The organism is Streptomyces africanus (assembly GCF_030816955.1).
Classification (GTDB): domain Bacteria; phylum Actinomycetota; class Actinomycetes; order Streptomycetales; family Streptomycetaceae; genus Streptomyces; species Streptomyces africanus.
In genome coordinates this window covers 2,227,735-2,249,894 of the sequence record NZ_JAUSYP010000001.1, presented here as the reverse complement: position 1 = coordinate 2,249,894, position 22,160 = coordinate 2,227,735, and the positions used below count along the sequence as shown (strand labels likewise).

Sequence of the window (22,160 nt, the reverse complement as noted above, 5' to 3'; positions counted from 1 at the left end):
ATCAGCCTCCTTGGACGGCGGTGAGGACTTCCACGCGGTCCCCCTCGGAGAGGGGCGTGGACGGCCACTGCGCGCGCGGGACGACGGTTTCGTTCAGGGCGGCGGCCACACCGGACGGCGCGGCGGTGAGGGACTTCACGACGGCGTCGAGAGCCGTGCCGGGCCGGACGTCCCGGGGCTCCCCGTTGACGGAGATGTTCATGCGGGCTGCTCCGTGAGTGCGGTGGCGGTGCTGAAGCGCTTCGGCGTGAAGGGGCGGGCCTCCTCGGGGAGTTCACCCGTCGCCAGGGCGTGCGCCAGGGCGTCGCCGGTGACCGGCGTGAGCAGGACGCCGTTGCGGTAGTGCCCGGTGGCCAGCAGGAGCCCTTCGAGACCGGTCGGGCCGAGCAGCGGCGCGTTGTCGGGGGAGCCGGGGCGCAGTCCGGCCCGGGTCTCGGTGAGGGGCAGCTCGGTGATCCCCGGGACCAGCTCGTGCGCGTCGCGCAGCAGCTCGTACACGCCGCCCGCGGTCACGGTGGTGTCCCAGCCCAGTTCCTCGCTGGTCGCCCCGATGACCAGCTCCCCGCTCTCGCGCGGTACCAGGTAGACGTGGCTGCCGCGCACGACCGCGCGTACGGTCCGGCTCAGGAACGGCCCGTGCCGCTGCGGCATGGTCAGCCGTACGACCTGCCCCTTCACCGGTCGCACGGGGGGCAGCACCTCCTCGGGGACGCCCGCGAGCCGCCCGCTGAGGCTGCCCCCGGCGAGCACGACCTGCCCGGCGTCCAGCGGGGTGCCGTCGTCGGTGACGACGCCCGTGGCCCGGTCCCGTACGACGGTGAGCCGCTCGGCCCACGCCCGGTGGAAGACCACACCGGTCCGCTCGCACGCGGCGACCAGCGCCCCGGCCAGCCGCCGCGGATCGATCTGGTGGTCCCCGTCGACCCGCAGCCCGCCGCGCACGCCCGGCGCCAGCATCGGCTCCAGGCGACGGCACTCCCGCCCCGACAGCCACTGCGACTCCAGGCCCGACTGCTGCTGCAGGGCGTGCAGTTCGCGCAGATGGGCCCGGTCGTCGGCGTCCAGGGCCACGGCGAGCGTGCCGCACCGGCGGTAGCCGAGGTCGTGGCCGGTCTGCTCGGCGAGCTCGGCCGCGAAGTCCGGGTAGCGCCGGGCGGAGGCCAGATTCAGCGCGAGCAGGGTCTGCTCGCCGTAGTGCAGTTCCGTGACGGCGGCCAGCATCCCGGCCGCCACCTGTGCGGCTCCGCCGCCCGGCTCCGGGTCCACCACGGCCGTGGCGAGCCCGCGCTGCGCGGCCCGCCACGCGGTGACCAGGCCGATGATCCCGCCCCCGACGACGAGGACGTCTGACGTTCGCGTACGCGACATGGGCGTCCAGCCCCTCCCTTCGCCGGCATGACCCGGATCAGGTTCGTACGGTCGGAGGCCGCCAGCCTCCCTCTCAGCCCGGTGCGTCCGGGCTCCCGCGAGTGCCTTACGTTGGCCACCCACCCTAGCCCGATGCCGTATGCCGCAGTAAGGGAGCCACCGCCCATGGCCCGATCCCTCGACGGTCTCGTCCTCGCCCCGGTCGCCGATCAGGCGCCCGGCCAGGTGGGGACCCGCACCCGGTTCACGTACCACGAGAAGGACGGCGAGATCTGGGCCGAGTACACGGGCGGCGACGTCGTACGCGGACATCTCGTGGGTACCCGTGAGGGCGACAGGCTGGATTTCCGGTACGTACAACTCAAGGGGGACGGGACCACCTCCTCCGGGCACTGCGTGTCGACGGTCGTGGAACTGCCCGACGGGCGTGTGCGACTGGAGGAGAGCTGGGAGTGGGAGTCCCAGGTGGGCAGCGGAACGAGCGTTGTGGAGCAGGTCACTGCGTATGAGCACTGACTGACGGAATGTCAGTTGTCTATGGTGATCAGGTGAGCGAGCAGACGCAGGAACCAGGTTCGTCCGCGCCGCGGCGCGTGGTCGTGGCGGGTGCGGGCATGGCCGGTGTCCAGACCGCGGTCGCCCTGCGGGAGCAGGGCTTCACCGGCACCGTGAGCCTGATCGGTGCCGAGCCCCACCAGCCCTACGACCGGCCTCCCTTGTCCAAGGCCGTGCTGCTCGGCAAGGCCGAGGGCTCCGCCTTCGACGTCGACTTCGAGGCCCTCGGCATCGAGCTGCGGCTCGGCTGCGAGGTGCGGGGGCTGCGTCCGGGCGCCCACGAGCTGGACACCGAGGACGGGCCCGTGCCGTACGACGTCCTGGTCGTCGCGACCGGTGCCGAACCCATCCGGCTGCCCGGGGCGGAGGGCGTGCCGGGCGTGCATCTGCTGCGCACCCTGGACGACGCCGAGCGGCTGCGGCCGGTGCTGGCCGGACGGCACGACATCGTGGTCGTCGGCGCCGGCTGGATCGGCGCGGAGTTCGCCACGGCCGCGCGCGAGGCGGGCTGCGCCGTGACCGTCGTGGAGGCCGCCGAACGGCCCCTCGCCGGGGCGCTGCCCGCGGAGGTCGCCGCGCCGATGGCCCGCTGGTACGCCGACGCCGGTGCCGTGCTGCGGACGCACGCGCGCGTGGAGCGCGTGGAGCCCGGCACGGTGGTGCTCGGCGACGGCTCGCGGCTGCCCGCGGACGCGGTCGTCGTCGGCATCGGCGCCCGTCCGGCCACGGCCTGGCTGTCCGGCTCCGGGATCGAGCTGGGGACGCACGGCGAGATCGTGGCCGACGAGCACCTGCGTGCGTCGGTGCCCGACGTGTACGCGGTCGGCGACTGCGCCTCCTTCCCCTCGGGCCGGTACGGTGAGCGCCTGCTGGTGCACCACTGGGACAACGCCCTCCAGGGGCCGCGCACGGTCGCCGTGAACATCGTCGGCCGGGCCTCGGGGGAGACCCCAGCGGTGTACGACCCCGTGCCGTACTTCTGGTCGGAGCAGTTCGGGCGGTTCGTGCAGTACGCCGGGCACCACGCGGCCGCCGACACGACCCTGTGGCGCGGCGACCCGGCCGGACCGGCCTGGACGGTCTGCTGGCTGCGCGGCGACCGGCTGGTCGCGCTGCTGGCGGTGGGCCGCCCCCGGGACCTGGCGCAGGGCCGCCGCCTGATCGAGTCGGGCACGCCGATGAATCCGGCCCTGCTCGCGGACCCGGCGAGGCCGTTGAAGGCGGCGACGGCGTAGCTCGACAGGAGCGCGTGTCCGCCCAGGTGGGCGGTCCCGGCTTCCGACTGTCAGTGGGGGATGGCAGGCTGGTTTCCGTGACCGAGATTGACGCAAAGATCGATGCTCTCGTCCCTGCCTGGCTCACCCTCCCCGACATCGCCGAACAGTTCGGCGTCGAGGTGACGCGCGTGCGGCAGCTGGTCAAGGAGGGCCAGCTCATCGCCGTACGCCGCGGTGAGAACCGCGCGCTGCACGTCCCCGCGGCCTTCATCGACGGGGACAAGGTCGTCAAGGGCCTGGCCGGGACCCTGACGCTCCTGCGGGACGACGGCTTCACGGTCGAAGAGATGCTGGAGTGGCTCTTCACCCCCGACCCGAGCCTGCCCGGCACGCCGGCCCAGGCCCTGAGCGAGAACCGCGGCACGGAGGTGAAGCGCCGCGCCCAGGCGCTCGCGGTCTGACCCGACCACGACCGCACAACGGTCCGGTCCCGTACGAGCGGGGCCGGACCTGAACAAACGCCCGGTGTGTGGGCCGGGGCCCGTGGGGTCCCGGTCACGGGGTGGCTTGTGCCAGTCGCGGGGCGGTTTGTGCCCGGCGCAGACGCGGCGCCGGGTGCCTCGTAATGTCACCGGCACGGCTGCACCCCGCACCCGTACGCCACCGACACCAGGGGGACGACCCGCATGGCCGCCACCACCCGCACCACCGCCCGCGCCCGGCTCGCCGACGCCCGGGTCTACCTCTGCACCGACGCGCGCAAGCGGCAGGGCGATCTCGTGGAGTTCCTGGACGCCGTCCTGGCGGGCGGGGTCGACATCGTGCAGTTGCGGGACAAGGGCATGGAGGCGGCCGAGGAGCTGGAGCACCTGGCCGTCTTCGCCGACGCCTGCGCCCGGCACGGCAAGCTGCTCGCGGTCAACGACCGCGCGGACGTCGCCCACGCCGCCGGCTCCGACGTACTGCATCTCGGCCAGGGCGACCTCCCCGTCCCCGCGGCCCGCGCGATCCTCGGCGACGACGTCCTGATCGGCCGCTCCACGCACGCCGAGTCCGAGGCCGCCGCGGCCGCCGTCCAGGACGGCGTGGACTACTTCTGCACCGGCCCCTGCTGGCCCACCCCCACCAAGCCCGGCCGGCACGCCCCCGGCCTGGACCTCGTCCGGTACACCGCCGCCCTCGGCACCGACCGGCCCTGGTTCGCCATCGGCGGCATCGACCTCGGCAATCTCGACCAGATCCTCGAAGCGGGAGCCCGGCGTGCCGTCGTCGTACGGGCGATCACCGAGGCCGACGACCCGGGCGCGGCGGCGGCCGAGTTCGCGAAGCGGTTGCGGGAGCGGCAGGGGACCGGTTTGTAGGCCGGTTTGTCCAAGGGGTGGACAACAAGCGCACAAATCAGGCAAAAGTCCGGGGCCCGGTTGGGGGACCGACCGCCCCTGGCTAACCTGCCGGTATGGCCCTCGGCACCGCATCCATCAGGTCGGACCACGCGCGCACCGTTCGCGACATGCTCGCGACCGGCAAAACGACGTACTCGTTCGAGTTCTACGCCCCGAAGACCCCGAAGGGCGAGCGGAACCTGTGGAACGCGCTGCGCCGGGTCGAGGCCGTGGCGCCCGACTTCGTCTCCGTCACCTACGGAGCGGGCGGCTCCACCCGCGCGGGCACGGTCAAGGCGACCGAGGCGATCGCCTCCGACACCACCCTCACGCCCATCGCCCACCTCACGGCGGTCGACCACTCCGTGGCCGACCTGCGCAACATCATCGGCCAGTACGCCGACGCCGGGATCCGCAACATGCTCGCCCTGCGCGGCGACCCGCCCGGCGACCCGATGGGCGAGTGGGTGCCGCACCCGCGGGGCCTCGCCTACGCCGCCGAACTCGTCGAACTGATCAAGGCATCGGGTGACTTCTGCGTGGGCGTCGCCGCCTTCCCGGCGATGCACCCGCGCTCCACCGACTGGGACACCGACGTCCGCCACTTCGTCGACAAGTGCCGTGCGGGCGCGGACTACGCCATCACGCAGATGTTCTTCCACCCGGAGGACTACCTCCGGCTGCGCGACCGGGTCTCGGCCGCCGGCTGCGACACCCCGATCATTCCCGAGGTCATGCCGATCGCCAGCGTGCGGTCGCTGGAGCGGATCGGGTCCCTCACCAACGCCGCGTTCCCGGCCGCCCTGAAAGAGCGGATCCTCACAGCAAAAGACGATCCGGCCGCTGTACGCTCCATTGGTATCGAATTCGCCACGGAGTTCTGTGCGCGGCTGCTCGCCGAGGGAGTGCCCGGCTTGCACTTCATCACGCTCAACAACTCCACGGCGACGCTGGAAATCTACGAGAACCTTGGCCTGCACCACCGACCGCAGGCCTAGACCGTTCGCACCGGTATACGACACACTGCGTAGCGGCGACTGGGAGAGGGGCGTACATGGGCTGGGCGGTCCTCTACATCGCGTTCGGCATCGTCGCGCTGTGGCTGCTGGGCGAGGTGCTGCTGCAGTACAAGGCGCGGCTGCGCTGGCGGCTGCTGGCCTTCGCCGGCTTCCTCGGTGTCGTCGTCGGTGTGCTGATCCCGTCCGTCATCGTGATCGGGCTGGGCGCGGCCGCCTTCGCGGTCGGGCAGACGTACGTCACCCTGTCGTTCCGCAGCGGCTTCTCGGCCGGCTGGGCGATGAACGCGCCGATGCTGGGCGGCAAGAGCCGCCGCGGTGAGCGCGGCCGTCAGGAACCGAGCCTCGAGGTCTCCGGCATGGAGGCGGCCGACGGCGGCTACGGCGACGAGGGCGGCGACTACCGCCGCGACGCCACCGCCCCCGCCTACGGTCAGGACGACGACTACGACCGCGACGACGTCTTCACCCCGTCGCGTCCGGTGCACCCGACGGCCGCCGAGACCACCGCCGTCTACGAGCCGCAGCCCGTGCCCGACGACACCGGCTCCTACGGCGTGTACGGCGACACCGGGTACCAGCCGGGCTCGCCCCACGACCAGTACGCCGCCACGGCCCAGGGCACCGACCAGCCCTACGGCTACGACTACTCGGGCTACGGCCAGCAGCAGGGCTACGACGCCACGGACCAGCAGCAGTACCCCGCCTACTCCGACCCGTACATCGGCACGCCGACCTACGGCGGGGCCTCGTACGACACCTCCTACGGCGATCAGCAGTACTACGCCCAGCAGGGCTACGGCCAGGACCAGTACGCCGGCACCTACGGCGGCGAGTCCCCGCCCGACGGTGTGTGGGTCCCGCAGCAGCGCACCACCGACGAGTACGGCCAGGAGCTGCCGCCGGAGCAGTCGTACCCGTACCAGGGCAACGGGCAGCAGCAGACGCCCGGGAGCGGCTTCGACGAGCAGTACCGTTTCTGAGGCCTCAACGCCGCTGGGGCGGCGAGCTCACTGGGAGCCCCGGAACTCCGGTCCCTCCACGATCAGTCCCGCCACCAGCGCGCCCGACATGCCCGCGTGCGGCAGTCCGCCACCGGGATGGGCCCAGCCGCCGACGGTGAACAGGCCGGGCACGCGCGTGCTGTTGGACGGATGCAGCAGCCGCCCGCCGTCCGCCGCCAGGGCGGGCACCGGCACCGCTCCGCCCTCCGCGCCGGTCGCCTCGGCGATGTCGGCCGGGGTGCGCACCTCGTGCCAGAGGAGGCGGTCGCGCAGGTCCGGCAGGGCGCGTTCGGCGACCGTGATCATGTTCTCGGTCAGGGCGTCGCAGGGCTCGCCGGGCCGCGCGGGCACCACCGTCGTGAGGGTGACCGCCTCGTGGTCCGGGTCCGGGGCCAGTCCCGGGTCGTCGGGCCGCAGGACCGTGACGGTAGGACGCGGGTTGTGCGCCGCCGTGCCGAACAGGGCGTCCAACTCGGCCTCTCGGTCCGCCGCGTGGACCACCGTACGGTGTGGCGTGCCCTCGGGGCGGCCTCCGCGCAGGGCGAGCAGTACCGTGACCCGGCTCGCCGCCGCGGGCTGCGGCGGCACGTCGCCGTCGCCCCGCACCACGACCTGGGCCGACAGCCGGTCCAGCGTGCCGGGCGCGACACCGGCGACCACGAAGTCCGCCTCCGCGACCGTGCCGTCGGCGAGCTCGACCCCCGATGCCCGGCCGTCCTTCTCCGGCACCCCGGTCACGTCGGCGCCGAAACGGAACTCGACCTTTCGGGCCACACACCGCTCGTACACCGCGCGGGCCAGCTCGCGCAGGCCGCCGCGCACGTACCAGGTGCCGAAGGCGTGCTCCATGTACGGCAGTACGGCCGCGCTCGCCGGGGTGGTCCGGGGATCCAGGCCGTGCGCCAGGGCGTGGCTCTCCAGGAGGGCGGTGAGCCGGGCGTCCCGCAGCTCCCAGGCGCCGACCTCGGCGAGCGTGCCGGCCCGGCGGGTGCGCAGCAGCCGCTTGTGGGGCACCGCCGGGTACGGCTCGCGCTCGGCCAGCACCTGCCAGTTCGGCCACAGCGGCTCCTCCAGGAGGGGCCGGCGGGTGCGGTCCCAGGCCTCGCGGGCCCGCACCAGGAAGTCGCCCCACCGCTTCCCGGCCCCGGACCCGAGCGCCTCGTCCAGGGCCGCCACGACGCCCGCGCGCGAGGCGTTCGGCAGCGAGACCCCGGTGCCGTCCGCGAACACGTGCCGGGACGACGGGTCGACCTGGACCAGGTCGACGCAACGCTCCAGCGGCTCCTTGCCGGTCTTGACGAACAGGTCGCGGTAGACGGCGGGCAGCGGGAGCAGGCCGGGGCCGGTGTCGAAGGAGAACCCGTCGCGCTCGAAGCGGCGCAGCGCTCCGCCGTATGTGTCCGTCCGCTCGTACACCACCACCCGGTGGCCCGCGACGGCCAGCCGGGCGGCCGCCGCCAGCGCGCCCATCCCGGCGCCGATCACCGCAATCCGTGCCATGCCAGCGACTTTATCGGCCCCCACTGACAGCCCTCGCGCGACCGCCTCCGAGTACGGGCGCGGAGGTGGTCGCGACCAGTCGGCCACGGAGCGTTCTGGGTCCGCGTGCGCAGGGCTGAGTACCCGTACCTAGGGAGGGAGTTGAGTACGCGCGCGGATGGGAGACGACCTGCGAGAACGAGAGAGTGGAGGCACGGAGAGGGGCACGGCCCCGGTACCGGCGACACGGGGCGCCGGAACGAGACCGGGCCCACGATCCGCTCCTTCCGCCGACGGAGTCGGCGGGAGCGAGGCACGGGGGAGACCGGGGGACGACCGCACGGGGGTCCTGCGGGGGGACGTACGGGGGAGCAGGAAAACGGGGGAGCGAGGAAGGCGCCGGTTCGAGGTGGCCCGCGGGGGACGCGGCCACAGCGGACCGGCGCTTTCACATCTGCGCCATCGGTGCCTTCGGCGGCAGAGCTCAGGACGGGTCCTCAGCGGAGCCGCTCAGGGCGTGCCCTCAGCGGCAGCCGCTCACCCGTCCCTGGAGCAGCCGGGACAGCGCCGCGTGGACGTCGTCCAGGGAGCGTTCCGGCTGGAAGGACTTCCAGTCCAGCGCGGCCACCAGGACCATGCCGACCAGCGCGGCCGCCGTCAGCGGGACGTCGATCTCGTCGCTGAACTCGCCGCCCGCCACGCCCGCGCGCAGCACGTCCTCCACGACCGCGACGGCCTGCTGCCGGACCACCATCAGCGTCGACTGCCAGGCCCGGTTCGTGCGCCACAGCTCGGCCACGTACAACTGCGTGAAGGCCGGGTAGCGGTCGATGAAGACCAGCCCCGCGCGGACCATCGCGTCCAGGGCGTCGACCTTGGTGCCGCCCTCGCGGGCGGTCCGCTCGGCCGCTTCCCGCAGGGAGGCGGTCAGGAGGCCTACCCCGTGCCGCAGCAGTTCCTCGAAGAGGACGGACTTGCTCGCGAAGTTGTAGTAGACCGTGCCCTTGGCGACTCCGGCACGCTCGGCGATCTCGTCCACGGTCGTGGCGGAGAAGCCCTGCTCGGCGATGAGCGTGACGGCCGCCTCGTAGAGCTTCTGCCGGGTGGCCTCGCGGCGCGTGCTGCCGCCCGACGCGGCACTGCTGCTTTCCATGGCCCTGATTGTCACAGGAACCTTTCCGGGAGATGTCACCGAAGGGCTCACCGGGGATGTCACCGAAGCGCTCACAGGCTCAGCTCCGGGTGCAGCCGGTCCAGCGTCCACACCTGGCGGCGCCGGGCCGCCACGGCGGTCAGCGCGAGGGCACCGGCGGTGAACGCCGTCAGCACCACGCACGCGTGCCACACCGGTTCCAGGCCGCCGCCCGTGATGAGCCGGCGCAGCGCCTCGACGACGTAGCTCATCGGCAGGAACGGGTGGAGCGCGTTGAAGAAGCCGGGGCTGGTCTGCACCGGGTAGGTGCCGCCCGCCGAGGTCAGCTGGAGCATCAGCAGGGCGAGGACGAGGATCCGGCCCGCCGCCCCGAAGCGCGCGTTCAGCCACTGCACGATCGCCGCGAAGCACGCCGTCACCAGGAACAGGAAGCCCACCGTCCCGGCCGCCCGCGCCATCTCCAGGCCGACCGCCCAGTGCAGCACCGACATCAGGGCCACCGTCTGGAGCACCCCGATCGCCACCACCGGCAGCCAGCCGGCCAGCGCGATCCGCCATGCCGGGGCGCCCGCGGCGAGCGCCCGCCGGTTCATCGGCGCGATCAGCATGTAGGCCACCATCGCGCCCACCCACAGCGACAGCGGGATGAAGTACGGGGCGAACCCGGTGCCGTAGTTGGGCGCCTTGTGCAGGTCCTGGGAGGCGAGCCGCACGGGGTCGGCCATGACCTCGGTGCGCTGGTCGCGGTCCTGCTTGTCGTAGTCGGGTATCCGCTCCGCCCCGTCGTGCAGCCCGCCGGCGAGCTTGCCGGAGCCGTCGACGAGCTTGAACATGCCGCCGCTGAGGTCGTCCGCGCCCGTCTTCAGCTTGCCGACGCCCTTGTTCAGGTCGACAGCGCCGGTCCTGGCCGTGCCGAGCCCCTTGTGCAGCTTCTTCGCGCCCGCGGCGACCCGGGCCGCCCCGTCGTTCAGCTTGTTGATCTTCTTGACGGCGTCGTCGAGGTCCTTGGACAGGTGCGGCGCGCGGTCGGCGAGGGCCTCGGACTGCTTCTGGAGGGCGGCGAGGTTCTTGTCGAGCTTCGTCAGATCGCCGTTCTGGTCCGCGATCAGCGTGTTGACGTCGCCGGCGATGAGGGCCGCGTCGGCCGCCGCGTCCTTGGCCTTCTTCAGGTCGCCACAGGCGGCGTCGGGCAGGACGGGGTCGTCGCAGCGCCTGGCGTAGACGCCGTTCAGCGTGTCCGACGCCGTACGGGCGCCCTTGGCGGCGGTCGGGGCCGTCTTCGCCAGGGTGTCCAGGTGCTTGCGGATCACGCCGGAGGAGTCGGCGACGAGCCGGGCCGTGTCGGCGATGGTCTTCTCGTTGCCCTTGAGGAAGGGGCCGACCTTGCCGGCGGTCGTGTTGACCCGGTCGGCGAGCTTCTGCGTGCCGTCCGCGACCTGCTTCGAGCCGTCCTCCAGGTCGCCCGCGCCCGTGTGGAGCTTCTTCAGGCCCGTGGACAGCTTGCCGCTGCCGTCCTTGGCGTCCTTCAGGCCGTCGGCGAGGTCCTTGGAGCCCTTCTCGGCCTTGCCGAGGCCGCCGTTGAGCTGGTCGGCGCCCTTCGCCGCCTTCACGGTCTTGCCGTGGATGTCGGAGAACGAGACGAAGATCTTGTCCAGGAAGGACCGCGACGTCTTCGTGGACGCGGCCTGGCGCACCTCGCTGAACACCGTCCGGGAGATCTGCCCGACGATGTAGTTGTTCGCGTCGTTCGTGCGCACCTGGAGGGCACCGGTCTCCGGGGAGTTCCCGGAGCTGGAGGCGATCCGCTCGCTGAAGTCGGCGGGCATGGTGAGCGACAGGTAGTAGGTACCGTCCTCGACACCCCGGCGGGCCTCGGCGGCGCTCACCTCCTGCCAGTCGAAGGTCTTGCTGTCGCGCAGGCCCTTCGTGATGTCGTCGCCCGCCGAGATCTTCTTCCCGTCGGCGGTCGCCCCCCTGTCGTCGTTCACGAGCGCCACGGGGATACGGTCCAGACGGCCGTACGGGTCCCAGAACGACCACAGGTACAGCGCGCCGTACAGCAACGGCAGCACCAGCAGCGCGACCAGCGCGGCGCGCGGCAGCTTGCCCCGGCCGAAGCGGCGGAGCTCAAGCGCGGCCAGTCTCGGCGAGCGCATCGGCCTTCTCCTCTCCCTGGGCGGCCTTCTCGTCCTCGGCGGCCGGGTCGTCCTGGTTCTCCTGGTCGTCCTGGTTCTCCCGGGCGTCCTGGTTCTCCTCGGTGGACACCCTGACGGCGCCCTCGGGGGCCTCACTGCACACCGCCACGACCGTCGTCCCGGCGTCGGCGAGAGACCTGAGCAGGGACCAGACCTCGTCCCGCTCGCCGTCGGAGAGCTTGAGGTCGGTGTCGTCGACCCCGAGCAGCCGGGGCCGGCCGACGAGCGCGAGGGCGAGGGACAGCCGCAGCGCCTCCAGGCGGTCCAGATCGCGTACGGCGGTGCGGGGGCCCTTGGGCAGCGCCTCCAGGTCGAGGCCGGCGGCGGCCAGTGCCGCGTCGACGCGCTGCCCGGCCTCGGCCGCCCGCTCGCCGCGGGGCCGCAGCAGCCCGCGCAGGGAGTCGCCGAACCGCCGCTGGAGCAGTGCCCGTTCCCGCAGGTGCTCGCCGACGGTCAGGGCCGGGTCGAGCTCGCTGACCCCGGGCACATGGGCCAGGGCACTGACCCGGCGCACCGCCGACAGCTGCTTGGGGAGCCTGGCCCCGCCGACCGTGGCCGTGCCCTCCGCGATCTTCATACGCCCGGTCAACGCGAGCAGCAGGCACGTCCGGCCGGACCCGGACGGGCCCTCGACCGCGACGAGCGCTCCCGGCTCGGCGTCGACGGAGATCCCGCGGAACGCCCACCCGCGCGGCCCTTTCACCCCAAGGCCCGCGGCGGCGATCCGCGCCCCTCCCACTCGTTCCCCCACGAGTCTCCCTCGTTCTGTCGGAGAATTTGAACTGACTGGTCAGTGCAAAAACTACTCCGAACCTTCGATCGAAGCAAAGTCGCAGGTCAGAACGGATTGTCAGTGCCATACCTCACGATGGGTCACATACGGCACTCCTTACCGGACGTGCCGTCACACAGACGACAGGAGGTTCGTCATGGCCAGCTACCACGCAGCAGCCGCCCGTCGGCGCCGCGCCTCCGGCCCTGCCCCCTCACTGACCGGACCGGCGAGCGACGTGCACCCCGTGCTGCGCCGGGCCACGGCCCCGCCCGCCGCCCTCGACCTGCTCGCCCAGGCCCGCGCCGCCCTCGACGAGGCCGCCGCCCTGGAGACACCGAACGAGCGCTACGCGACGGCCCACCTCGCCGCCCTCCGCACCGCCGCCGCCGTGCTCGCCGCCAGGGGCAGGCCGGAGACCTCGCCCCGGGCCCGGGCCAAGATCAGGAGCGCTTGGGAAGTGCTCCCCGAGATCGCGCCCGAACTGTCCGAGTGGAGCGCCCTGTTCGCCTCCGGCGCCCGGCGCCGAGCCCGGGCCGAGGCGGGCATCCGGGACGCGGCCAGCAGCCGGGACGCCGACGACCTCATACGGGACGTGGCGATGTTCCTCCGCCTCGTCGAGCGCATGCTGGTCCTCCAACCGGTCCTCCCGCAGCCCCGCCCGGACCAGGACCGGCCCGGGGGGCCGGGGGAGGGGCGGGACATGCCGGACGCGGGCTGAGCGGACACCAGCGGCGCGCGTCCGCCCGGTCGTGCCGACGCGTGTCCTGGTGAGCACCGGGCCATGCCGGCCGACCTGCCGGAGGCAATAGGGTGGGGGACGCCTGAAGTCTCCCCTCCCCTTCGCCGGGGCCGGGGAGGCACCCCGTTCGCTCCGCCGCGCAAGAGGCGGTGCCGCGCCGAGGAGTCAACTGCCGTGTCGGACCCGATGCGCCCCCGCGCCTCACTCCGTACCGCCGTGGTCTGGGAGGTCCTCCAGGACGCCCTGGACCGCCGGGTCAAGGCCACGGGTCGGGAGTCGCTGGACGTCCTCGACACCGGAGGCGGCAGCGGCAAGTTCGCGGTGCCCGTCGCCCGTCTGGGCCACCGGGTCACCGTCGTCGACCCCAGCCCCAACGCGCTGTTCGCCCTGGAGCGCCGCGCTGCCGAGGCGGGAGTCGCCGACCGGGTGAAGGGCGTGCAGGGCGACGCCCACGGCCTCTTCGACGTGGCCGAGCGCGGTGGCTACGACGTGGTGCTGTGCCACGGCGTCCTGGAGTACGTGGACGACCCGGCCGAGGGCGTCCGCAACGCGGTGGCCGCCCTGCGCTCGGAGGGCGTCCTCAGCCTGCTCGCCGCCGGTCTCGGCGGTGCCGTGCTGGCCCGGGCCCTCGCCGGTCACTTCAAGGAGGCCCGGCAGGCGCTCGACGACCCGAACGGTCGATGGGGCACGGGTGACCCGGTCCCGCGCCGCTTCACCGCCGAACAGCTCACCGGGCTGGTCGAGGGCGCGGGCCTGCGTGTCGGAGCCGTGCACGGCGTGCGGGTCTTCGCCGACCTCGTGCCCGGGGTTCTCGTCGACACCGAGCCCGGCGCCCTGGAGGCGCTGCTGAAGCTGGAGGAGGCCGCCGCCGAGCTTCCCGCCTTCCATTCGGTGGCCACGCAGCTTCATGTACTGGGTGAGACCACTGAGACTGCTGAGACCGGTGAGGCCTGAGTCCCCTCCCGGGGTACCGCCGCTGATCAGCGCCTTGGCTGCGCATGGAGTACGCCACAGGTCGCCCGAACGGCGGCTTGGCGCCGTATGATCGAGGGAGACCGTTCCGGCATGACGGGTCGGCCGCCGGGGAATGGAAGCCTCAGCGAGCCGGGTCGTCCATGGCGGATTCCGGTTGGCCAATTGGCGCAGAGGGGCGGGTTTCACGGGGGCGATTCCCTGCCTATCCTGAAGAGACCCCCCGGGTCGCCCCGGCGACTGCACGATGAGGAGGACTCCGTGCCGCTCTCGGAGCACGAGCAGCGCATGCTCGAGCAGATGGAGCGAGCGCTGTACGCCGAAGATCCCAAGTTCGCGTCGGCGCTTGAGGGAAGCGGGCTGCGTACGTACACCCGGCGGCGGGTCTACCAGGCGGTCGCGGGCTTCCTCGTAGGTATTGCGCTCCTCATGGCCGGTATGGTCGCCAAGCAGGTCTGGCTCAGCGTCGTGGGCTTCCTCGTCATGCTGGGCTGTGCGGTGCTGGCCGTGACCGGCTGGCGCAAGGCCCCCAAGCCGGGCGAACAGGCGGCCGGGGCCGGCGGACAGCAGGCCGCCCGCCGACAGGGCCGGCAACGGCGCTCCATGATGGACCGCATCGAGCAGCGCTGGCAGAAGCGCCGCGACGAGCAGGGCGGCCATTAGCCGGGAGCGCAGCTCTCCAGGACACGCAAGGACATGAGTCAGGGGTGACCACCCACCGGGTGGTCACCCCTGACGTATGCCTACCGAGCCCTGCCCCGGCCCCTGACACATGCGTGCCGCGCGCGAGGCCCTCGGCTCAGCCCTGCTGGCCCGATGCCTTCCGCCACGTCGGCCGCAGCGCCAGGGCCCGGGTCCGCAAGGTCGACCACCAGGCCGACACCGCCCACACCACGCGCACCGTGGAGCGCGGGACCAGGACCGCACGGAGCCTGGCACCGCGGCCGGCCCCGGCGCTCAGGCCCGCCGCCGCACGGCGGACGTCGTCCGCGAGGCCCGCCGTCGGGCGGGGGTGCGGTGCGTACAGAACCTGCTCCACCGCGTTCGCCACCCGGTGCACCGAGGCCGCGGCCGTCGCGTCGAGGGAGCCCAGCCGGACGATACGGGCGGCAGCCTTGCGCGGCGTCTGCGAGTCGTCCGGCGCGATGCCGAAGTCCCAGGCCGTGTCGGTCAGCTCCTGCCACACGGCCAGTGTGTGCGGAAGTGCGTCCGCTTCGCCACGGCCGTGCGCCCCCAGCCGGACCGCGCGGGTCCGCCGGCGCCACAGCATCGGTGCCAGGGGGAGCGCCAGGACGGCGAGGCCGCCCAGGGTCCAGGCCGCGATCGCGTACCACTTCGGGCCGTCGTCGCCGGTGGGCAGCACCGCCTGCGGGGACTCGCTCGCGCATCCGCCGTCCAGCTTCTTCTGCTCCGGCGTGCAGCTGTCACTCGTCGAGGGCGTCGCGGACGGCGCGGCGGACGACGTCTGGGACGGGCGCGCCTCGTCCGGCACCGAGCTGCCGGGGTTGTCCGGCAGGGTGTACGGCGGCATCGAGCCGCGGTTCGGGGTCGGCTCGAAGCGGGTCCAGCCCACGCCCTCGAAGTACAGCTCGGGCCAGGCGTGCGCGTCGCGCAGCCCCACCGACACCGAGCCGTCCGCCTGCGGGGAACCGGGCGCGAAGCCCACCGCGACCCGGGCCGGTATGTCCAGGGAGCGGGCCATCGCCGCCATCGCGAAGGAGAAGTGCACGCAGAAGCCCTGCTTGTCCTTCAGGAAGCGGGCGATGCCCTCCGAGCCGCTGCCGACCTGCACCTGGGTGTCGTACTCGAAGCCGCCGGTCACGGCGAACCAGTCCTGCAGCTTGACCGCCTGGTCGTAGGGGTTGGCGGCGCCCGCGGTGACCTGGCGGGCGGTGCGGGCCACCACCGACGGCAGCGAGTCGGGCAGCTTGGTGAAGTCGCGCTCGATGGCCGCCGGCGCGGGCCCGGCCGAGGCCAGCTGCTCCGCCGTCGGCTGCACGTCCAGGCTCTTGACCTGGTACGTCAGCCCTCGCGTGTTCTGGCCGTGGTCGCCGACCAGCGTCATGCCCAGGGGCTCGTAACGCCAGTTGCCCCGGATGCTGACGCCGCTCGGTGGGTACGGCATGGGCAGCCAGTCCTGGGCGTACCAGCCGGCCGCCGTGATCGTGGTGTCGACCTCCGTGCGCTTGACGTCGGAGCCGAGGCCGATCGGGGTCGGGAAGGTGCCGTTGGGCACGGCGGTGATGGAGCGCCGGGACGGCTTCCAGGTGGTGCCGTCGAAGTCGTCCAGGGACACGATCCGCAGATAGAGGTCCGAGACGTCGGCCATCTTCGTCTTCACGGAGAGGACCTGCCGGTCCTCGTCCACGTTCAGATTGTCGCGCAGCGACACCAGCGGGTTCACGGCGGAGATCGTGCCGCCGCTGCCCGTGCCGCCGCCCGCGCCCGTGCCCACGGAGTCCAGCAGGCCGCCGTTCATCGCCGGCAGGCCGAGCGGCACCACCAGGGCGATGCCCAGCGCGACCATGCCGATGCGCCGGCCGGTGCGGACCGGGGCGACGGCGCCGCTCGGTTCCCCTCCGGCCGTGCGCGGGGCCCCGCCGAAGACCCGGCCCCACTGGGACAGCCGGTCCCGGCCCTCGGCCAGGAGCAGCATCAGATAGCCGGCCGCCGCGACCAGGAACCACAGCCAGTCCGTGCCCCCGTCGGACAACCCCGCGGCCACCGAGTACAGCGCGAGCAGCGGCAGCCCGGCCGGAGCGGCACTGCGGAAGGTCACCGCGAGGGTGTCCACCAGCAGCCCGATGATCAGGACACCGCCGATGAGCATCAGCCGGATGCCGTCGGACTCCAGGGGCGCCGGGATCGCGTACCGCGCGATGTCGTCCCCGCCCTGCCGGAGCAGCAGCGCGAAGCGGTCTACGGCCTCCGGCCCGGGCACCAGCCCGGCGAGGGCCTGTTCACGGGCGAACACGAACGTCAGCAGCACCGCCGTGACCACGGCCTGGGCCGCCACCGTCAGCGGTCGCGCCAGCGGCACCCGGCGGGCCGCGGCCCCCACGCCCGCCTGCACGGCCAGCAGGAAGGCCGCCTGCACGATCCACGTCGCCGGTTTGACGAGGGGCAGCAGGGCGCACGCGGCCATCAGCGTGGCCGCCCACGCGCCCAGCGTCAGTCGTACCCGCCCGCTCATCACGGCCCCTCCCCGCCGCCCGCGACGGCCACGCCCCTGCGCTCCCGGTCGGCCTGCCGCCACAGCTCGTCCACGGAGGCACCCCGCGGCACGCCGAGGGCCGTCCAGCCCGCCTCGCGCAGCATGCGCAGCCGCTCCCCGCTCCGGTCCAACGGACCGGGCACATCACTCGGTTCCCGCACCCAGGTGTCGCTGTCCAGCACGAAGGCGACCGCGCCCGGGCTGCGCTGCCGCATCCGGCCCAGCACGGCCGCCTGCTCCTCGTCCAGGTCGCCGAGGAAGGCCACCAGCAGCCCCTCGTTCCCGCCGCGCAGCACGTCGTAGGCCCGGGACAGACCCGCGCCGTCGGAGTGGTCGATCACCGCGAGGGTGTCCATCATCAGCCCGGCCGCGTCCGCCGACTCCTGGCTCGCGCCCGCGAAGCCGTCTCCGCCCTCGCCTGGCATCGCGTTGCCGGTGTCCGTCAACAGCCGTACCGAGAAGCCTCGTTCGAGCATGTGCACCAGCACCGACGCGGCGCCCGACACGGCCCACTCGAAGGCCGAGTCGGGGCCCGCGCCCTGGTAGGCGATGCCCCGGGTGTCGAGCAGCACCGTGCAGCGGGCGCGCTGCGGCTGCTCCTCGCGGCGCACCATCAGCTCGCCGTAGCGGGCGGTCGAGCGCCAGTGCACCCGGCGCAGGTCGTCGCCGTAGCGGTACCCGCGCGGGATCACGTCGTCCTCGCCGGCCAGCGCGAGCGAGCGCTGGCGCCCGTCGCCGTACCCCTTCGCCTCACCGCTGAGGCGCACCGGCGCCAGCGCCTCCACCCGGGGGATCACCGTCAGGGTGTCGTGCGTGGAGAAGGACCGGGTCAGCTCGCACATGCCGAACGGGTCGGTCAGGCGCAGCTGGAGCGGGCCCAGCGGATAGCGGCCGCGCAGGTCGGAGCGCACCCGGTAGGACACCTCGCGCCGGCCGCCCGCCTCCACCCGGTCGAGCACGAAACGGGGCCGGGGACCTAGCACGTACGGCACCCGGTCCTGGAGCATCAACAGGCCCGTGGGCAGCCGCGAGACGTTGTCCATCCGCAGGTGGACCCGGGCCTCGCTGCCGGCCGGCACGCGCGCGGGGGAGAGGCGGCGGCTGCCCGCGACCCGGTAGCGCGTGCGGTACAGCACCGTCGCGCACACCAGCGGCAGCACCGCCAGCAGCAGGCCCACTCGCAGCAGGTCGCTCTGCCCGAGCACATACGCACAGACGGCGGCCGCGACGCCGGCGGCCAGGAAGGAGCGTCCGCGGGTGGTCAGACCGGCCAGGGCGGTGCGGATGCCGCCCTTCTCGCCCCGGTCGGCCTCCGCCTGCCCCGTCCCCGCGGTGGTCATCACAGCCTCCGCGGCGGCTGCTGGGGATACACCGGCACACCCCGGCCGAGGCCGCCGAACCCGCCTGGCTGCTGGGGCGCGGCCGGCACCGGAGTGCGCTGGAGGATCTCCTCGACGACCTGCTCGGCCGTGCGTCGGTTGAGCTGGGCCTGGGCGGTGGGCAGCAGACGGTGGGCCAGGACGGCGACGGCGAGTGCCTGCACGTCGTCCGGCAGCGCGTACTCCCGGCCGCTCAGGGCTGCGGACGCCTTCGCCGCGCGCAGCAGGTGCAGCGTCGCGCGCGGGGAGGCGCCCAGTCTCAGGTCGGGGTGCGTGCGCGTGGCGCCGACGAGGTCCACCGCGTAGCGCCGGACCGGATCGGCGACGTGGACGCCGCGCACCGCCTCGATCAGCTTGAGGACCTCGTGCGCGTGGGCCACGGGCTGGAGGTCCTCCAGCGGCGAGACGCCGCCGTGCACGTCCAGCATCCGCAGCTCGGCCTCGGCGCTCGGGTAGCCGACCGAGACCCGGGCCATGAAGCGGTCGCGCTGGGCCTCCGGCAGCGGATAGGTGCCCTCCATCTCGACCGGGTTCTGCGTCGCCACCACCATGAAGGGGCTGGGCAGCTCGTAGGTCTGGCCGTCGATGGTGACCTGGCGCTCCTCCATGGACTCCAGGAGCGCGGACTGCGTCTTGGGCGAGGCGCGGTTGATCTCGTCGCCGATCACCACCTGCGCGAAGATCGCGCCCGGCTTGAACTCGAAGTCGCGGCGCTGCTGGTCCCAGATGGACACACCGGTGATGTCCGAGGGCAGCAGGTCGGGCGTGAACTGGATGCGCCGCACCGAGCAGTCGATGGACCGCGCCAGTGCCTTGGCGAGCATCGTCTTGCCGACGCCCGGGACGTCCTCGATCAGCAGATGTCCCTCGGCGAGCAGTACGGTCAGCGAGAGCCGTACGACCTCGGGCTTGCCCTCGATCACGCCTTCCACCGACTCCCGCACGCGTTCCACCACGGCGGTCAGATCAGTGAGGCTCGCTCGATCGTCATAGGTCGTCACCCGGCCCTCCTCGGCCTTTCCCTTGCTCCCAGGGAGCACGGGATACCCCATTTTCCCGGGCCGACGCCCCAAGACGCGGGCCGGCCCACCCCGAACCACGGACACCACGCGTGGAAAGTTCCGCGTGACGCCACTCCCGCATTCTTGCTGCCGTTACCGATTCGTGTCACTCGACTGTGGATAACTGGCCGCGATATGTCGGACTTGCGACCATTCGAACGTGTGACTGACAGGCTTTCGACAGCTGCGAGAGGTTGTGTCCGGGGCGGGCGACCAGGTCAGACGGCGGGGTCGACCTCGCGCAGTCGGCCGGTCTTCACGTCGAAGACAAAGCCCCGCACATCGTCCGTGTGCGGCAGGAACGGCGAGGTGCGCACGCGCTGCATCGACTGCCGTACGTCCTGGTCGACGTCCCGGAAGGACTCCACCGCCCACGCCGGGCGCTGGCCGACCTCGGCCTCCAGCTCGTTGCGGAAGTCCTCGGTGAGGCTCTCCAGACCGCAGCCCGTGTGGTGGATGAGGACGATGCTGCGCGTCCCCAGCTTGCGCTGGCTGATGGTGAGGGAGCGGATCACGTCGTCGGTGACGACGCCGCCCGCGTTGCGGATCGTGTGGCAGTCGCCCAGTTCGAGACCGAGCGCCGCGTGCAGATCGAGTCGGGCGTCCATGCAGGCCACGACGGCGACGTGCAGCACGGGCCGGGCGTCCATCCCCGGGTCGGTGAACTCGGCGGCGTACCGGGCGTTGGCGTCGACGAGGCGGTCGGTGACCGTGCCGCCGCCGGCCGGGGTGTTCTCCGAGGCTGTGGGAACCGATGCAGAAGTCGTCATATGCATGACGTTACTGGTCACACCCCGTCCGAGCCTCTTGTGAGAGTGGACAAAGAATGTCAGCCAGCCTGTGATGTGAGGTAACCCACAAGGGTGATGTGTCGGCGGTCGCGACGCGCAGGCCGGTTGATTGACCGGGAGACAGGGTGGACTAAAGTGACGCGAAGCGGGAGGCGAGACTCTCCCCGCTGGACTGTTTTCCCCGGAGATTCCGGCGACCACCGGAGATCTCCCCACGTGCGCGGCGCGTACGTACGGCTCGGCCTCCTCCCGCTCCCGGTCGGCTGACGCTTCCGGCGCCGGCAGGCCTCCCCTTCACGAGCGGGCGGGGACCCGGCGGTGCGTAGGGCCGCGCCGGATCTGAGAGGGCCCAGGATCAATGGGGCGCGAAGCGCATTCGAATGTGGGTGGTGGCGGGCGACGGGAGGGACAAAGTCGACACGTCCCGGTGATGCTCCAGCGGTGCCTGGATCTGCTGGCACCCGCCCTGGAGGGCCCGGACGCCGTGGTCGTCGACTGCACCCTCGGCCTCGGCGGCCACAGCGAAGCGCTCCTGGAGAGGTTCCCCGGGGTCCGTCTCGTCGCCCTCGACCGCGACAAGGAGGCCCTGCGCCTGTCCGGCGACCGCCTCGCGCCCCACGGGGAGCGCGCCACCCTCGTCCACGCGGTGTACGACGAGCTCCCCGAGGTGCTGCACAAGCTCGGCATCGCGCGCGTGCAGGGCGTGCTGTTCGACCTCGGCGTCTCCTCCATGCAACTCGACGAGGCCGACCGCGGCTTCGCCTACGCCCAGGACGCCCCGCTCGACATGCGGATGGACCAGACGTCCGGAGTCAGCGCCGCCGAGGTCCTCAACACGTACCCGCCGGGCGAGCTGGTGCGCATCCTCCGGGCGTACGGCGAGGAGAAGCAGGCCAAGCGGATCGTGTCCGCGATCGTGCGCGAGCGCGAGAAGGAGCCGTTCAGCACCAGCGCGCGGCTGGTCGAGCTGATCCGGGACGCGCTGCCGCAGGCCGCCAAGCGCACCGGCGGCAACCCGGCCAAGCGCACCTTCCAGGCCCTGCGCATCGAGGTCAACGGCGAGCTCGCCGTCCTGGAGCGGGCGATCCCGGCCGCCGTGAAGGCGCTGGACGTGGGCGGGCGGATCGCCGTGCTGTCGTACCACTCGCTGGAGGACCGGCTGGTCAAGCAGGTGTTCGCGGCGGGTGCCGCCACCACGGCGCCGCCCGGGCTGCCCGTCGTGCCCGAGCGCTACCAGCCGCGGCTCAAGCTGCTCACGCGTGGTGCCGAACTCCCCACCGAGGAGGAGATCGCCGAGAACCGGCGGGCGGCGCCGGCGCGACTGCGCGGCGCCCAGCGCATCAGGGAGGACATCGAGTGAGCCACGTGCAGGGCGTGCGGGTGTCCCGGACCCCAGGGAGCGTGAGTGAGCAGTAAACCCGAACTGAAGGGGAGGGCGGCGCGTCTGGCACAGCTCTTCCCGACCGGCCCCGGGCAGGCGGCCCGCACCCCCTTCGTCCTCCTCGTGGTCCTCCTCCTCGGCGGTGGTCTCATCGGCCTCCTGGTGCTGAACTCGGCCCTCAGCGAAGGCGCGTTCAAGCTCGACGACCTCCAGCGAGAGACCAAGAGCCTCACCGACGAGGAACAGGCCCTGCAGCGGGACATCGACGCCTACTCCGCTCCCGAGGCCCTCCAGCGCCGCGCCCGCGAACTCGGCATGGTCCCCGGCGGCGACCCCGCCTTCCTCGCCCCCGACGGCACCGTCAAGGGCGTCCCCAGCCCCGCCCCCGGCGTCGGGCAGACCTCCGCCCACATCCCCCTGGTCCTGGCCCCCGAGGCCATGTCCAACGGCTCCACCTCGACCTTCGGCAGGTGACGGAA

21 protein-coding genes and 1 riboswitch are annotated in these 22,160 nt (G+C 72.9%); of the genes, 11 read left to right on the top strand and 10 right to left on the bottom strand.

The genetic code is table 11. From position 1 onward, the window contains the following. Nucleotide 1: 1 nt before the first annotated feature. Nucleotides 2-202 (bottom strand): sulfur carrier protein ThiS, encoded by a 201-nt coding sequence (gene thiS, locus QF034_RS10490; RefSeq protein WP_307174680.1) that lies wholly within the window; start codon nt 200-202, stop codon nt 2-4. Then, on the bottom strand, nt 199-1,368 hold the full coding sequence (gene thiO / locus QF034_RS10485; RefSeq protein WP_307174679.1) for a glycine oxidase ThiO: 1,170 nt from the start codon (nt 1,366-1,368) through the stop codon (nt 199-201). The genes thiS and thiO overlap by 4 nt, the downstream gene beginning before the upstream one ends. Further along, nucleotides 1,366-1,477, bottom strand: a riboswitch (TPP riboswitch). Its footprint overlaps the gene before it by 3 nt. 56 nt (nt 1,478-1,533) lie before the next feature. On the opposite strand from thiO, the gene QF034_RS10480 reads away from it, so the two are divergent. The 6 genes from QF034_RS10480 to QF034_RS10455 all read left to right on the top strand — a co-directional run bounded on the left by QF034_RS10480 (nt 1,534) and on the right by QF034_RS10455 (nt 6,521). After that, nucleotides 1,534-1,884: an avidin-fold protein gene (locus QF034_RS10480; RefSeq protein WP_307174678.1), complete on the top strand. Its 351-nt coding sequence runs from the start codon at nt 1,534-1,536 to the stop codon at nt 1,882-1,884. Between the two features lie 32 nt (nt 1,885-1,916). Continuing rightward, nucleotides 1,917-3,158, top strand: coding sequence for an NAD(P)/FAD-dependent oxidoreductase (locus tag QF034_RS10475; RefSeq protein ID WP_307174677.1), 1,242 nt, complete (start codon nt 1,917-1,919; stop codon nt 3,156-3,158). A gap of 77 nt (nt 3,159-3,235) precedes the next feature. Further along, nucleotides 3,236-3,601: an Rv2175c family DNA-binding protein gene (locus QF034_RS10470; protein ID WP_184982857.1), complete on the top strand. Its 366-nt coding sequence runs from the start codon at nt 3,236-3,238 to the stop codon at nt 3,599-3,601. A 225-nt stretch (nt 3,602-3,826) separates the two neighbouring features. Then, nucleotides 3,827-4,501: a thiamine phosphate synthase gene (gene thiE / locus QF034_RS10465; RefSeq protein ID WP_307174676.1), complete on the top strand. Its 675-nt coding sequence runs from the start codon at nt 3,827-3,829 to the stop codon at nt 4,499-4,501. Between the two features lie 95 nt (nt 4,502-4,596). Then, nucleotides 4,597-5,520, top strand: a complete 924-nt coding sequence (gene metF, locus QF034_RS10460) for a methylenetetrahydrofolate reductase [NAD(P)H] (RefSeq protein WP_307174675.1) — start codon at nt 4,597-4,599, stop codon at nt 5,518-5,520. Between the two features lie 56 nt (nt 5,521-5,576). Beyond that, entirely contained in the window at nt 5,577-6,521 is a 945-nt protein-coding gene (locus tag QF034_RS10455) for an SCO2102 family sporulation regulator (RefSeq protein WP_307174674.1), read from the top strand. A 27-nt stretch (nt 6,522-6,548) separates the two neighbouring features. Here QF034_RS10455 and QF034_RS10450 read toward each other — a convergent pair whose 3' ends face one another. The 4 genes from QF034_RS10450 to QF034_RS10435 form a co-directional block, all read right to left on the bottom strand. After that, the gene (locus QF034_RS10450; RefSeq protein WP_307174673.1) at nt 6,549-8,042 is read right to left on the bottom strand and encodes a phytoene desaturase family protein; all 1,494 of its coding nucleotides are present in this window, start codon (nt 8,040-8,042) and stop codon (nt 6,549-6,551) included. A gap of 502 nt (nt 8,043-8,544) precedes the next feature. Continuing rightward, on the bottom strand, nt 8,545-9,174 hold the full coding sequence (locus QF034_RS10445) for a TetR/AcrR family transcriptional regulator (protein WP_307174672.1): 630 nt from the start codon (nt 9,172-9,174) through the stop codon (nt 8,545-8,547). A 71-nt stretch (nt 9,175-9,245) separates the two neighbouring features. Then, nucleotides 9,246-11,330, bottom strand: a complete 2,085-nt coding sequence (locus QF034_RS10440; protein WP_307174671.1) for a YhgE/Pip domain-containing protein — start codon at nt 11,328-11,330, stop codon at nt 9,246-9,248. Beyond that, nucleotides 11,302-12,120 carry an ATP-binding cassette domain-containing protein gene (locus QF034_RS10435; RefSeq protein ID WP_307174670.1) on the bottom strand — a complete coding sequence of 273 codons (819 nt, stop codon included), beginning with the start codon at nt 12,118-12,120 and terminating at the stop codon, nt 11,302-11,304. Before QF034_RS10435 ends, QF034_RS10440 begins: the two co-directional genes overlap by 29 nt. 178 nt (nt 12,121-12,298) lie before the next feature. Here QF034_RS10435 and QF034_RS10430 point away from each other — a divergent pair, with 178 nt between their 5' ends. From QF034_RS10430 to QF034_RS10420, 3 genes are all read left to right on the top strand, one after another. Beyond that, a complete protein-coding gene (locus QF034_RS10430) occupies nt 12,299-12,862 on the top strand; it encodes an SAV_6107 family HEPN domain-containing protein (protein WP_307174669.1) in 564 nt (187 codons plus the stop codon). A gap of 195 nt (nt 12,863-13,057) precedes the next feature. Beyond that, nucleotides 13,058-13,837: a methyltransferase gene (locus QF034_RS10425; RefSeq protein WP_307174668.1), complete on the top strand. Its 780-nt coding sequence runs from the start codon at nt 13,058-13,060 to the stop codon at nt 13,835-13,837. Nucleotides 13,838-14,116: 279 nt separating this feature from the next. Continuing rightward, a complete protein-coding gene (locus QF034_RS10420) occupies nt 14,117-14,518 on the top strand; it encodes an SCO2097 family morphological protein (RefSeq protein WP_010039328.1) in 402 nt (133 codons plus the stop codon). Nucleotides 14,519-14,654: 136 nt separating this feature from the next. Here the strand turns inward: QF034_RS10420 and QF034_RS10415 are convergent, their stop codons facing one another. From QF034_RS10415 to QF034_RS10400, 4 genes are all read right to left on the bottom strand, one after another. Beyond that, a complete protein-coding gene (locus tag QF034_RS10415) occupies nt 14,655-17,048 on the bottom strand; it encodes a transglutaminase TgpA family protein (protein WP_307174667.1) in 2,394 nt (797 codons plus the stop codon). Then, nucleotides 17,048-18,409 carry a DUF58 domain-containing protein gene (locus tag QF034_RS10410; protein ID WP_307174666.1) on the bottom strand — a complete coding sequence of 454 codons (1,362 nt, stop codon included), beginning with the start codon at nt 18,407-18,409 and terminating at the stop codon, nt 17,048-17,050. Before QF034_RS10410 ends, QF034_RS10415 begins: the two co-directional genes overlap by 1 nt. Further along, nucleotides 18,409-19,449 (bottom strand): AAA family ATPase, encoded by a 1,041-nt coding sequence (locus tag QF034_RS10405; protein WP_307174665.1) that lies wholly within the window; start codon nt 19,447-19,449, stop codon nt 18,409-18,411. The genes QF034_RS10410 and QF034_RS10405 overlap by 1 nt, the downstream gene beginning before the upstream one ends. 278 nt (nt 19,450-19,727) lie before the next feature. Next, on the bottom strand, nt 19,728-20,279 hold the full coding sequence (locus tag QF034_RS10400) for a beta-class carbonic anhydrase (RefSeq protein WP_307174664.1): 552 nt from the start codon (nt 20,277-20,279) through the stop codon (nt 19,728-19,730). A gap of 379 nt (nt 20,280-20,658) precedes the next feature. On the opposite strand from QF034_RS10400, the gene rsmH reads away from it, so the two are divergent. Continuing rightward, a complete protein-coding gene (gene rsmH, locus QF034_RS10395; protein WP_307174663.1) occupies nt 20,659-21,660 on the top strand; it encodes a 16S rRNA (cytosine(1402)-N(4))-methyltransferase RsmH in 1,002 nt (333 codons plus the stop codon). A 45-nt stretch (nt 21,661-21,705) separates the two neighbouring features. Further along, nucleotides 21,706-22,155 (top strand): cell division protein FtsL, encoded by a 450-nt coding sequence (gene ftsL / locus QF034_RS10390; protein ID WP_307174662.1) that lies wholly within the window; start codon nt 21,706-21,708, stop codon nt 22,153-22,155. The last annotated feature ends 5 nt before the right edge of the window (nt 22,156-22,160 follow it).

Coding starts and splice junctions, on each gene's coding strand:
- thiS (WP_307174680.1), bottom strand. CDS start 202: ATGAACATCTCCGTCAACGGGGAGCCCCGGGACGTCCGGCCCGGCACG.
- thiO (WP_307174679.1), bottom strand. CDS start 1,368: ATGTCGCGTACGCGAACGTCAGACGTCCTCGTCGTCGGGGGCGGGATC.
- QF034_RS10480 (WP_307174678.1), top strand. CDS start 1,534: ATGGCCCGATCCCTCGACGGTCTCGTCCTCGCCCCGGTCGCCGATCAG.
- thiE (WP_307174676.1), top strand. CDS start 3,827: ATGGCCGCCACCACCCGCACCACCGCCCGCGCCCGGCTCGCCGACGCC.
- metF (WP_307174675.1), top strand. CDS start 4,597: ATGGCCCTCGGCACCGCATCCATCAGGTCGGACCACGCGCGCACCGTT.
- QF034_RS10455 (WP_307174674.1), top strand. CDS start 5,577: ATGGGCTGGGCGGTCCTCTACATCGCGTTCGGCATCGTCGCGCTGTGG.
- QF034_RS10450 (WP_307174673.1), bottom strand. CDS start 8,042: ATGGCACGGATTGCGGTGATCGGCGCCGGGATGGGCGCGCTGGCGGCG.
- QF034_RS10445 (WP_307174672.1), bottom strand. CDS start 9,174: ATGGAAAGCAGCAGTGCCGCGTCGGGCGGCAGCACGCGCCGCGAGGCC.
- QF034_RS10440 (WP_307174671.1), bottom strand. CDS start 11,330: ATGCGCTCGCCGAGACTGGCCGCGCTTGAGCTCCGCCGCTTCGGCCGG.
- QF034_RS10430 (WP_307174669.1), top strand. CDS start 12,299: ATGGCCAGCTACCACGCAGCAGCCGCCCGTCGGCGCCGCGCCTCCGGC.
- QF034_RS10415 (WP_307174667.1), bottom strand. CDS start 17,048: ATGAGCGGGCGGGTACGACTGACGCTGGGCGCGTGGGCGGCCACGCTG.
- QF034_RS10410 (WP_307174666.1), bottom strand. CDS start 18,409: ATGACCACCGCGGGGACGGGGCAGGCGGAGGCCGACCGGGGCGAGAAG.
- QF034_RS10400 (WP_307174664.1), bottom strand. CDS start 20,279: ATGACGACTTCTGCATCGGTTCCCACAGCCTCGGAGAACACCCCGGCC.
- rsmH (WP_307174663.1), top strand. CDS start 20,659: ATGGGGCGCGAAGCGCATTCGAATGTGGGTGGTGGCGGGCGACGGGAG.